Source organism: Gluconobacter oxydans DSM 3504 (assembly GCF_000583855.1).
GTDB classification, from domain to species: Bacteria; Pseudomonadota; Alphaproteobacteria; order Acetobacterales; family Acetobacteraceae; genus Gluconobacter; species Gluconobacter oxydans.
On the sequence record NZ_CP004373.1, the window covers coordinates 860186 to 872523 of the forward strand.

The window sequence follows — 12338 nt, forward strand, 5'->3', positions numbered from 1 at the left end:
GACGCCTGCGGCAGTGGTCCGGAGAAATGTGTCCAGAAATATGAATAATTATTACAATTGATTTTCCTGTCCTCGAAGGACACATATCAGCCCGTCCAATCTGTTTTACTGGAAGCGGGGTTTCATGGGGCCATTCTTCAACCGGGCGGCACAGGAAATACAGTCATCACTTACTGTATTTTTTCGTGATTTGTCCTGGTTATATGCCCCTCGTCTTTCCGCTCTCGGTTTTTCGATCCGCACGACAATTGCTGCCCTGGTGGCCCTGGCCATCGCATTATGGATGGAACTGGGACAGCCCCAATGGGCGCCCATGACGGTCTGGATCGTGGCACAGGGCACCCTGGGCGAAAGTCTTTCCAAGGCGCGCTGGCGCGTGGCCGGAACACTGGGCGGGATCGTCTCGGCGATCGCTCTGGCCTCGGCCTTTCCGCAGGCGCCCTGGCTGTTCTTTCCGGCTCTGGCAGTATGGATCGGGCTGTGCACGGCGCTGGGAACGCTGGTCCATAACTTCCGCAGCTACGCGTTCGTTCTGACGGCCTATACCTGTTCCATCGTCTCCCTGAGCGCACAGGCGCAGCCCGATCAGGTGTTCAGCATCGCGATGGCACGGGGCACCTACATTCTTCTGGGCGTGATCTGTGGCACGGTGGCGGACATGGCCTGCCGGAGCAATGTTCCCGGCAAGGCCCGCGCCGCCATCCGCACCCAGCTTCAGCAAATCGTTCTCGAAGCCGCCAATGCCTCGCGCGATATCCTGCTCGAACATGGAACGCCCGAAAGCGATCTGCACAACATCTTCTCGCTGTCCCTCAGCCTGAGCGACCGGATCGAGTTCAGCGCCATCGAGGTCGGCCGCACACGGGGGATCGTCGATTATGCCCGGGCCACGCTCGGCCTTGCCTCCCGCCTGATGTCACGGGCCCTTGGCATGCGCAGCCGTCTGGGCGCCGTGACCAGACGCTCCGCACGGACCCAGGACCTGCTGCAGGACGCGGCCGGGCTTCTGGATCGGCTGCGTGCGGATATCGATGACGAAAAGGCGCTTCAGGCCCTGCGCCAGGCGGTTCTTGCCCTGATCGAACGATGTCAGGAGGACGTCGAACAGACCGTAAACCTGCCCCGCGCGGAGAGTGACAGCGGCATCGTTTTCAACGACCGCATCCTGATCCAGGGGCTGCAACTCACACTGACGGAGCTTCAGCATCTTCTGGGCTGTCTGGCGGGCGATCCCGGCGAAGACCCCAGGGCCGAAAGCTACAGGCTCGCCCGTCCCCGCAACTGGTACGCCGCCATCCATAACGGGCTGCGCTCCTGCGCGGCGGTCCTGATGGCGGCCTATGTGTGGGAAGTGACGGCATGGCCGGACGGACCGCTGTTCATCACGTTCGTCTCGGTGGTCTGCGCGCGGTTTGCATCCTTCAGCAACACGGTTCTGGCGAGCAGCGCGTTCTTCTCGGGTGCGGTCTGGGCCGCGATCGCGGCGATCATTCCCGTCTTTCTGGTCATGCCAGCCACGGCGTCCTATGCGATGCTGTGCCTGACGATTTCGGTTCCGATGCTGATCGGGGGGCTCGCAACGCGCACGCCCGCCCTCGCCGCGCGGGCGGCATCCTTCAGCAACTTCTTTCCGTATCTGATCGGTCTGGACAACCACAGCCGCATCAACGAGGCCGAGTGGTTCAACACAGTGTTCGCGCTGCTGAGCGGCCTCGGCTTCGGCGTTCTCGTGTTCCGCTATGTCTTTCCGTTCCAGCTGACACGGTTTTACCGGAATTTCCGGCTGGATCTGCTGTCCGACCTGCGGCTGATTGGCAGGAACCGCCGGTCCATGACTGAGGCCGTCTGGGTCGGGCGGATCGTGCTGGGCATGGAGCAGCTGATCGCCCATACCAAAGCCACCAGTTCCGGCTCCAACGACCGATGGCTTCATGCTGCCTTTTCGATGATGACGGTCGGGCGCAACCTGCTCCAGATCCAGGCCTATCGCGGCCAGAACAGCCTGCCCGAGAATGCACGGGCCATCCTTTCGCGCCTGTGCCAGAGCTTTGCCAGCCCCTTTACCGGCCCCGAGACGCTGGAACTCCAGTCCCGGGATGCCCTGGAAAGTTTTTCCACAATGGAGACGGTGGAGACCAACAGCACCCTCCGCCTGCTCCTCTCCAGCATCACGGGATGTCTCATCATCATTTCGAGTGAGCTGGGACGCCGGAACGACATTCTGGAAGGAACCTGAAGCAGTCTCCCGAATCCGTGATGTCAGGGCGCAGAAATGAAAGTCATTATGTTCGTAATCCCCTGAAAAACCGGCTCTCCCGGAGCATTCCGCCGCTTCAGGGGCGATGATGGTCCTGAGCTGAATTTTTGGGTTTCCGTGATACGATCAAAGTGCCAAAAGCCCTCGCGTTCGGGACGCTCAGGTCGCCGTTCCAGTCAGGAAGTCCGTCGTGTTCAAAACGCTCTCCGGTCCGGTGATCGCAGGCCTCTGCGCCCTGTTCGCCTCGACCTTCATTGCGGTGACGACCGAGGTCGCGCCGGTTGGTCTGCTGATCGACATGGCCAAATCCTTCAACATTACGGAAGGTCACGCCGGGCTGGCCGTCAGCGCCTATGCGCTGCTCGTCGCATTCGGGGCCGTGCCCATCACGATCGCCACGAGCCGCATGGACCGCAAAATGCTCATGTTGCTCTGCCTGGCCGGATACGTCACCTCCAACCTGATTTCCGCCATGGCGCCGAACTTCGCCATCGTCTGCGCAGGACGCGCCCTTGGCGGCCTCTCGCACGCGCTGATGATGTCCATTGCCGCCGCCTATGCCGCCCATCTGGTGCCCGAACGCATGACGGGGCGCGCCATTTCCTTTGTCTTCGGCGGCACGTCGCTGGGGTCGGTTCTGGGCGTTCCAGGCGCGGCCGCGATCAGCCATTTTGCAAGCTGGCGGGTGGCACTTTACGTCATTGCCGGGCTTGCGGCGCTTCTGACGATCTTCATCGCGCTCTATCTGCCGCCCGTTCGCGGAGCGGACACCAAGGCACTCAAGGTTCCGACCATCCGCTCCCCGCAGGCTGCGCGCATTTTCGGCGTCGTGATCGGCGTGAACGCCGTGTTCTTCTTCGCCCATAACCTGCTCTACACCTATGTCTCCCCGCTTCTGCTGGCGCATGGCCTTCCGGAGCACCTGCTGAGTGTCGCGCTGCTCATCACAGGTGGCGTCAGCATTTTTGGCCTGTGGGGCGCGGGACAGGTCGTGGACCGCTGGCCGGCAGCCGGACTGTTCGGCGGCGGCCTGGCCATGCTCACGGGCATGATCCTGGTTTACGGGCACCTGATTCCCGCATGGCCGAGCGTCGGCGCCGTCGGGCTGTGGTGCATGGGGTATGCCGCCATCATCCCCTTCGTCATGTCGGGCGCAATCCGTGCGCGTGCGACCAGCGCGGATGTGGCCGGCGCGGCCATCAACAGCAGCAGCAATTTCGGCATTCTTCTGGGCTCCGCCATCGGCGGCCATCTTCTGAGCACGCTGGGATTTGCGGTGCTGTGCCCGGCCTCCGTCGTGATCGCCCTGGGCGGCATCCTGCTGGCAGCCTTCAATCCCGCAGCGTTTCCCCGCCGCCTCCAGCAGGACTGAAAGGCACCGGCTGATACCCCTAGCCGATCATGTCCTTTTCCTTCTTTTCGCGCTCTGCCCCAATGCTGAGCTTCTGGTAAATCCCTAGGGCAACGACCATGCCCGTCGCCACAACGAGAAGGGCGGCGGGGTAGAGAATATCGCCAGGTGCTTTACCACTGCGCTCGAACACGCCGACCAGCCCTTCGATGAAGACGGCGATGATGACGGTCGTCATGAACTTGGTCAGGCTGACGCGGGCTTCGGCGATGGATTGCTTGCCCTTGGGCCGAAGGACTTCTTCCTCGATGAAGTATTTCGCCACGTCGAAAACAGCAATCGAGATCACGACATAGCTGATGGCCTGAAGGATTTCCTCGCGCCCTTCGCTCAGGGACGCCGCAAAGGCGGCCACCAGGCCAACGCCGCCCGAGAGGATCAGGAAGCTCGCCAGCAGGATCAGGAGTGCGCTGGCGCCCGCAAAGGCCCCTCGGGACACGGAATGAATATTGGGCATGATGTGTCGCTCTGCATCCATGAAAAAACCGCAGACGGATCCGGACATTTTCAGCGACAGGGACCGTCCGCAAGACAGGATCACATTATCCGACCTGATGGCGCAGATGCGAGCAGGATTTTCGGGCCGGCCAGACTAGGAGCGGCTGGCTCCCAGCCGGGGCATGACCCGGATGAAGAGCAGTTCCGAGGCCAGTTCGACCAGCGTCTGGGTCACGATCACGGCGGCCAGCAAAGGCGCCGCACCGGGCACGGCAAGCGCAAGCGGCAACACGACCAGCGAGTTGCGGGTCGCTCCGCTAAAGGCAAGCGCTCGGCCTGCGGGCGCCTCCAGCCTGAACAGCTTCGAAATACCCCAGCCCAGAAAGGGCGCGAGCAAAGCAAAAGCCGCATAGACCGGCACGACATGCAGCACGACGGCCGTCTCGTGCCCAAGATGCGGGACCATAGCCGCAATGACGATGAACAGGACGAGGGCCGTCACCGGAACCGGCAGCAGGCCCAGTCCTGACGCGACCCGTTCGCCCGTTGAGGCCCGCTGTGCCCAGAACTGGACCAGCCATGCCAGACACAGCGGAATAACAATCAGCCACAAAAACGCATGCAGGAAGGGCCCGACCTGCACCAGCCGTGACATGCCCTCGCCCAGAAAGAGATGGAGCCACAGCGGGAGCATCACCATCTGCACCGCCAGAAGGACGGGCGTGGATGCGAGCAGGAGTGCCGCATCAGCCCGCCCCATCTGGGCGAAGGTCACCACCCAGTCGATACAGGGGCAGAGAAGCACCATCAGGATGCCCAGCCGGATCATTCCGTCCGCCGGCGCAAACGGAAGCAGCAGGGCCACCAGAGCGGGGACAGCCACAAAATTCGTGACCAGAAGCGCTGCGAGGAAGCGGACCTTGCGGAAAGCCTGCCCCAGTTCCGCAAGCGGGATCTGAAGGAAGGTCACGAACAGCATCAGGCCCAGAGCGGGATTGATGACCACGTCCCAGGACGCGGTTCCCGCCACCAGCGCAGCCGCCGTCCCGCCAAGAAGAACGGCAAGGAAATACAGCGCGATCTGACGGCGCTCCAGAAGATCCCGCACCGAAGCAGGACTCATGGCGCGCACCTGACGGCAGCAGATGCAAAAAGCCACCTCCCGGACGGGCACACCGCCCGGGCCGGCCTCCCCATGCCGGACGTCAGGTCACGGCAGCGGGGCATCAGTCGGTCGTCGCATCTTCCGGCAGGGGCTGGATCTGACGCAGCTTTCCGTAACGGTCATAATAGAAAACCGAAGTTCCGCGCCGCTCGGCATAGCCGTCGGGCTGGCCGTCCTTCGTCTGGAACAGCAGCCGGAACGCGTCCGGCTGCTCGATCACCTTGTCCCCTGGCGGACGATACCGGTAGCGGCTGAAGTCGGCATGGCTCTTGGGCAGCGACGAGTTATGATACAGGTCGTGCATGCTCGGCTTCTTGGGACCGTCATCCGCATCCTGTGCCACAGCCGTGCCAAGGGCCGCGCCTGAAACGGCAAGGGCGGCCAGTACTGGGACAATCAACCTGCGCATGAGGCTCTCCGGTCAGTGCGTTTGTGAGGGCACCTTAGGCGAAACCGTCTTCTGGCTCCACCCACCTCCGAGCGCGCGATACAATGTCACAATATTCTGGAACCGCGCGGCCTTGACCGTGATGGCGTTCTGCTGCGCCTGAAACAGTGTGCGCTGCTGCGTCAGGGTCGTCAGGTAGCTGTCGATTCCGGCCCGATACCGCATCATGGCCAGATCAAACGCTTTCTGGGACTGCTCGACCAGTTGCGCCATGTGGCGGTCCTGCGCCGTATAGGTCTCTCGCGCCGTCAGGGCGTCGGAGACTTCACGGAACGCCGTCTGCACCGCTTTTTCATACTGCGCGGCATATTGCAGCTTCTGCCCCTTCGCCATCATGAGGTTGCCCTCACTCTGCCCCCAGGTGAAGATCGGCACGCTGATCGACGGCGAGACGGTCCAGGTTTCCGCGCCCGGCGTGAAGAGCTTGCGGAACTGCAGCGAACTCGTGCCTTCCGAGGCTGTCAGCGTCACGCGCGGGAAGAACGCCGCACGGGCCGCACCCACATTGGCGTTCGCACCGATCAGCGTATGCTCGGCCGCCCGGATATCCGGGCGCTGAGCCAGCAGATCCGACGGCAGGCCTTCGGGCAGGTCGCTGATCATGGTCTGGGCACCGAACGGAGCCGGGGGCGGCAGATTGGCAGGCAGCGGCGTACCCACCAGAAGCTGCAACGCATGCTCGTCATCCGCCACCGCGCGAACATACTGCGCTTCGTAGGCCGAAGCCTGCTCGACCTGCGTCTTGACCTGCGCCAGCGTCAGCGCGTCCGCTTCCCCGTTGTCATACGCAAGCTGCGTCAGACGCAGCGTATCGTTTTCGGATTTCAGCGTATCGCGCGTGACCCGGAGCTCTTCGCGATCCGCGAGCCACTGGATGTAGGTCGTGCCGATCTGCGAGACCGTCGTAAGCAGGACATTGCGGGTATTTTCCACACTGTTCAGCACCGTCTCCGCCTGCTGGCGGGTCAGGTTCCGGATGCGGCCCCACAGATCAACCTCATAGGACGAAAAGCCGATCGATGTCTCATACAGGCGCAGCGTGGAGATGTTGGTACCCACGCCCGGTGCGAACGAGAAACCCGCCGTCTTGGACGGGCCCAGGAACATGCCCTGCCCCCCGGCCGAAATGATCGGGAAAAGGGAGGCATTCTGGATTTCATACTGCCCGCGCGACACCGTAACGGCCGCAGCCTGCGCGGCGAGATCACGGTTGTTACGCAGGGCAAGTTCCACCAGCGCCTTCAGACGCGGATCGGTATAGAAATCCTCCCATCCCAGATCGGCCACCTTGGCCGCGGACGCCACGTTCTTCGCGCCCGTATCGGCCGGATAGCTGTTCTGGATCGCCTGGTTCGGCTGATGATAGGTGGGGGCCATGTTACACCCCGACACCAGCAGCAGGCCGGGAAGCCCAAGAGTAAGTCCGAGACGGGCCTTCATGCGCCGTGCTCCCCTTCGGCGACAGGTGCCGCCTTGTTGTCCAGATGGGCGTACGGGTCCTTGCGGTCACGCACCCGCGTGACGCGGAACAGACGCAGCACCACCACGAAGAAGACCGGCACGAAGTAGATCGCCAGCAGCGTCGCGGAGAGCATGCCGCCCACCACGCAGGTGCCGATCGCCACACGCGCCGCCGATCCCGCACCCGTCGCAATCGCCAGCGGAAACACACCGCAGACAAAAGCGATCGAGGTCATGAGGATCGGACGCAGACGCTCGCGCCCGGCTTCCAGAACCGAGTCTTCCAGCGTTTCGCCGCTTTCAAAGAAGGCCTTGGCGAATTCCACAATTAGGATCGCGTTCTTCACCGACAAACCCACCGTCGTCAGCAGACCCACCTGGAAATAGACGTCATTGGAAAGCCCGCGGCCCAGCGTCGCCACGATGGCACCGAGCACACCCAGAGGCAGCACCAGCAGCACCGCGAACGGAATGGCCCAGCTTTCATACAGCGCCGCCAGACAGAACAGGATGACCACCGTGGCCAGCGCATAAAGCGGTGCCGTCGATCCACCCGAAGCAAGCTGCTCGAAGGACAGACCCGTCCATTCGTAACCGATACCGCGCGGCAGCTTGGCCAGCAGCTTCTCCATTTCCGCCATGGCCTGACCCGAGCTTGCGCCCACGGCCGGCTGACCTTGGATTTCATAGGCGTTCAGACCGTTATAGTCTTCGACCTTCTGCGGACCATTGACCCAGTGCCCCGAGGCGAAGGCGTTGAACGGCACCATCGTCCCGATCGCATTGCGGACATACCAGCGGTTCAGATCCTCCGGCGTCATACGCGCCCAGGGTTCACCCTGGATATAGACCTGCTTGACGCGGTCGTTGCGCATGAACTGGTTGACGTAGATCGAGCCAAGGGCCCCTTCGAGCGTCGTGTTAATATCCGCATTGGTCAGGCCAAGCGCGTTGGCGCGCTCACGGTTGATGTCCAGACTGAACTGCGGCGCATCTTCCATGCCCAGCGGACGCACCGCCTGAAGCAGCGGATTCTGGGCCGCTTCACTCAGGATCTGGTTTCGCGCCGCCAGCAGGGCGTCATGACCCAGATGCCCGGTGTCCTCCAGTTCAAGATCGAAGCCGGTCGCATTGCCCAGTTCCATCACGGCCGGCGGATTGACGGCAAAGATCTGCGCTTCCGGATCCATCCAGAAATGCATCATGATTTCGCGCGACACCGTCATGGTCGTATGCGCGGAGCCCGGCCGCTGATCCCAGGGCTTCATCCGGATGAAGAATGCACCCGCACTCTGCCCCTGACCCGCGAAGCTGAAGCCCGTCATGGTGAAGACGGATTCAACATACTGGCCGTAGGTCTTGAGAACGTAATCGGTGATCTTGCGGTTGACAGCGGCCGTCTGCTCCTGGGTTGCCCCGTTGCGCATGGTAACCTGGCCGAAGATGATCCCCTGATCCTCATCCGGCAGGAAGCCGCCCGGCACCCGCATGAACAGGAACGCAACCAGACCGGTCAGTAGGGCGAACCCGATCATGCTGACGACCGGCACGCGGATCAGCCATTTCACGCCGCCGATATACCCGTTCGTCAGACGATCAAACGTCCGGTTGAACCAGGCCGCGGGGCCACGTTCATGGCCCTTGTGCGTCGGCTTGAGCATGGAGGCACACAGCGCCGGTGTCATAACCATCGCCACCAGAACTGACAGCCACATGGCCGCGACGATGGTGATGGAGAACTGGCGATAGATCACACCCGTCGAACCGCCAAAGGCCGCCATCGGCAGGAACACCGCCGTCAGCACCAGCACGATGCCGACAAGCGCGCCCGAAATCTCGTCCATGGAGACACGGGCCGCTTCCTTGGGAGACAGCCCCTTGTCCGTCATGACACGTTCGACGTTCTCGACCACAACGATCGCATCATCGACCAGCAGACCGACCGCCAGCACCATGGCCAGCATGGTCAGCGTATTGATGCTGTAGCCCAGAATGGACATCAGCCCGAACGTTCCCAGCAGCACCACCGGCACCGCGATCGTCGGGATCAGCGTCGCGCGGAAGTTCTGCAGGAAGATCAGCATCACGATGAACACGAGGACAATCGCCTCGATCAGCGTCTGGACCACTTCATGGATCGACAGCGTGATGAACGGCTCGGTATCCAGCGGATAGACGAGCTTCAGACCCTGCGGGAAATAGCGGCTCAGCTCGTTCAGACGCGCGCGGACAGCTGCTTCGGTCTTAAGCTGGTTCGCACCCGGCGCAAGCTTGAGCGCCATCGCGGATGCAGGGTGGTTGTTATAGACCGATCCCAGCGCGTAGCTCTGCGCCCCAAGTTCGACGCGCGCCACATCCTTCAGGCGCACCTGACTGCCATCCTGCTGCACTTTCAGCAGAATTTCCTTGAACTGCTCCGGTGTGCTCAGACGGGTCGGGCCAATGATCGTGGCATCGAAACCAATGCCCTTCTTGGCCGGCAGACCACCCAACTCACCCGATGAGACCTGAATGTTCTGGGCAGAAATTGCCGCCTGCACATCGCCGACCGTCAGGCCGAAATTGTACAGCTTGGACGGGTCCAGCCAGACGCGCATCGCATATTCGGAGCCGAACAGCGTGTGATCGCCCACACCCGAGACACGCGACAGCGGATCGGAAATATTGGACGCCACATAATCCGCAATGTCCTGCCCGGACATGCTGCCGTCTTCGGAAATGAAGGCCAGAACCATCATGAAGTTCTTGGTGGCCTTCGTGATGCTCAGCCCCTGGGCCGTCACTTCCGACGGCAGGCGCGGCTGGGCGAGCTGGAGCTTGTTCTGGACCTGAACCTGCGCGATGTCAGGATCCGTGCCCTGCTCGAAGGTCAGGTCGATCTCCATCTGGCCGCTCGCATAAGACGAAGCGGACAGATATTCGAGATGATCCAGACCATACATCTGCTGCAGGATCGGGCGGACGACCGTGTTGTTCACCGTCTCGGCAGACGCACCCGGATACATGACCGAAATGGCGATCTGCGGCGGGGCAATGCTGGGATACTGCGCGATCGGCATGCGCGTGATCGCGACAGCGCCGACGAGCATGATGATCAGACCGATGACCCATGCAAAGATGGGCCGGTCAATGAAGAAGCGGGACAATGACATGCGGGGTTACTCCGCCTTTCCCGCAGGGGCGTCAGCCGGGACATCGTGAGGTGTGACTTTCGCGCTAGGCTGCACTTTCTGCAGGCCGTTCACGATCACCTTCTCACCCGCCTTCAGCCCGTCTGAAACAAGCCAGGAATCCCCCACCGTCCGCGAGACCTGAATGGAACGCTGGGCGACCTTGTTTTCACCATCCACGATCATGACGTAGGGATTGCCCTTGGCATCCCGGGCGACCGCAACCTGCGGCACCAGCAGGCCGTTCGGATCAATGCCTTCCTGAATATGCGCATGCACGAACATGCCCGGCAGCAGCAGATGATCGGGGTTCGGGAAAACCGCCCGCATGACGAGCGTTCCGGTCGACGGATCCACCGTGACTTCGGAAAGCTGGAGCTTACCGCGCGTCGGATAATCGGAACTGTCTTCCAGCTTCAGGCTGACAGCCGCCGCATCCGCACCACTGCGCTCAACCTGACCGTTCGCCAGCTCCCGCTTGAGGCGCAGCATGTCGGCCGCTGCCAGATTGACGTCCACGTAGATCGGATCAAGCCGGGTCACGACCGCAATCGCCTGGGTCTGACCTGCCGTCAGCAGCGCGCCCGGCGTATAGAGCGTACGGCCAATCCGGCCGCTGATGGGCGCACGAACATGCGTGTAGTTCAGATTGACGGCGGCTGCTTCCACGGAAGCCTTCGCCTGCGCCACCTGGGCTTCCGCCTCACGCGCGGTTGCCAGCGTGTTGTCGAAATCCTGCGAACTTACAGCATGGGCTGCCACCAGCGGACGATAACGCTTCAGCTGACCATTGGCCCGGGCAGCCGCGGCCTGTGCATTGAGAAGCTGCGCTTTCGCCTGATCGTAAGCCGCCTGATAGGGCGCAATATAGATCTGGAAGAGCTGCTGCCCCGCCTTGACGTCCGCACCCTGCTCGAAATCACGCGAGACGATGACACCATTTACCTGCGGCCGGATCTGTGCCTGTTCATAGGCATCCGTCCGACCTGGCAGGGACGTCTCAAGCGTAACGGGCTGCGTCTTCAGCGTCACCACATCGACAGGCTGCGGCGGCATCTGGGGAGGGGGAGTTTTTTTCTGGCATCCCGCTACCAGCAGCGGCAGTGCCAGAAGCGACACCAGAAAAGTTCCCTTCCCACCCCACGGACCGACCGGAGACAGGGCGGCAGAAGAATTCAAAGACATTTTCTGAAAAGAAGGCATGATACGGCCGCTATCCTGTGATACAGAAACCCGCTAGTTTCCCGCGAGGACGGAAACTAGCGGGTTTCTTTGACAGACGTCAATTCAGTCTGTGAAATAATATCGGAGTTGATCTTGAACAGTCCGTCGAGCAGCCAGTCCGAAGACCGGAAACAGCCCTGCTGTGGCCGTCCAGCGCAGCTCGATGAAGCCGAAAGACGCATCCGGATCCTGGATGCGGCCAGTGCGGTTCTGACCACCCACGGCTATCATGCCGCGTCGATGGACAGCATCGCAGCCTGCTCGGGGATGTCCAAAAAAACCCTCTATCAGTTTTTCGACTCCAAGAAAGTTCTTTTCGAGACCCTGATCCTGGAACGGCTTTTCGCCCCCATAGATTACACGCCGCTGCCCACAGATCCCATGGAGAAACAGCTTCTGGGCCTGATGACCAGCATCGCAGCCTGCATGTTCTGCGACGAGCGCCTGAGCCTGCTCCGCTCCGTCATTACGGAAACCAGCCGCAACCCGGCCGTCCGGCAACTCGTCGCAGACCTCTTCCAGCTTTCGGGCCGTGTGTTGCCGATCCAGAACTGGCTGGCCGCGCAGTCCGAAGCCGGCAGACTGGATATTCCCGACATTACCGAAGCTTCGGATCTGCTCTTCGGCATGACGCTGGGCGGCCCCATGCTGGGACGGCTCACCCACTGCAAACCCCATCGGTCAAAAGAAAACCTCGAAGAATTCATGGCGTATGGCATCAGGGTTTTCCTCGAAGGCCATCGTCCGGTCACTCAGGCCTGAAG

At 61.8% G+C, this 12338-nt stretch carries 9 protein-coding genes; 3 read left to right on the forward strand and 6 right to left on the reverse strand.

All coding sequences use genetic code 11. From position 1 onward, the window contains the following. Window positions 1-190: 190 nt before the first annotated feature. Complete coding sequence (locus tag GLS_RS03855; RefSeq protein WP_041111292.1) at window positions 191-2236, forward strand: FUSC family protein; 2046 nt, start codon at window positions 191-193, stop codon at window positions 2234-2236. Between the two features lie 211 nt (window positions 2237-2447). Next, window positions 2448-3629: an MFS transporter gene (locus tag GLS_RS03860; RefSeq protein WP_041111294.1), complete on the forward strand. Its 1182-nt coding sequence runs from the start codon at window positions 2448-2450 to the stop codon at window positions 3627-3629. Between the two features lie 19 nt (window positions 3630-3648). Here the strand turns inward: GLS_RS03860 and GLS_RS03865 are convergent, their stop codons facing one another. The 6 genes from GLS_RS03865 to GLS_RS03890 form a co-directional block, all read right to left on the reverse strand. After that, window positions 3649-4125, reverse strand: a complete 477-nt coding sequence (locus GLS_RS03865) for a hypothetical protein (protein ID WP_041112635.1) — start codon at window positions 4123-4125, stop codon at window positions 3649-3651. 135 nt (window positions 4126-4260) lie between these two features. After that, the gene (locus GLS_RS03870) at window positions 4261-5229 is read right to left on the reverse strand and encodes an arsenic resistance protein (protein WP_041112636.1); all 969 of its coding nucleotides are present in this window, start codon (window positions 5227-5229) and stop codon (window positions 4261-4263) included. Window positions 5230-5332: 103 nt separating this feature from the next. Beyond that, a complete protein-coding gene (locus GLS_RS03875) occupies window positions 5333-5680 on the reverse strand; it encodes a hypothetical protein (protein WP_024716630.1) in 348 nt (115 codons plus the stop codon). 12 nt (window positions 5681-5692) lie between these two features. After that, window positions 5693-7159 carry an efflux transporter outer membrane subunit gene (locus GLS_RS03880; RefSeq protein WP_011252264.1) on the reverse strand — a complete coding sequence of 489 codons (1467 nt, stop codon included), beginning with the start codon at window positions 7157-7159 and terminating at the stop codon, window positions 5693-5695. After that, entirely contained in the window at window positions 7156-10332 is a 3177-nt protein-coding gene (locus GLS_RS03885; protein ID WP_041111298.1) for an efflux RND transporter permease subunit, read from the reverse strand. Before GLS_RS03885 ends, GLS_RS03880 begins: the two co-directional genes overlap by 4 nt. A 6-nt stretch (window positions 10333-10338) precedes the next feature. Further along, entirely contained in the window at window positions 10339-11535 is a 1197-nt protein-coding gene (locus GLS_RS03890) for an efflux RND transporter periplasmic adaptor subunit (protein ID WP_405002433.1), read from the reverse strand. Window positions 11536-11667: 132 nt separating this feature from the next. Here GLS_RS03890 and GLS_RS03895 point away from each other — a divergent pair, with 132 nt between their 5' ends. Continuing rightward, window positions 11668-12336: a TetR/AcrR family transcriptional regulator gene (locus GLS_RS03895; protein ID WP_225197490.1), complete on the forward strand. Its 669-nt coding sequence runs from the start codon at window positions 11668-11670 to the stop codon at window positions 12334-12336. Window positions 12337-12338 lie beyond the last annotated feature (2 nt).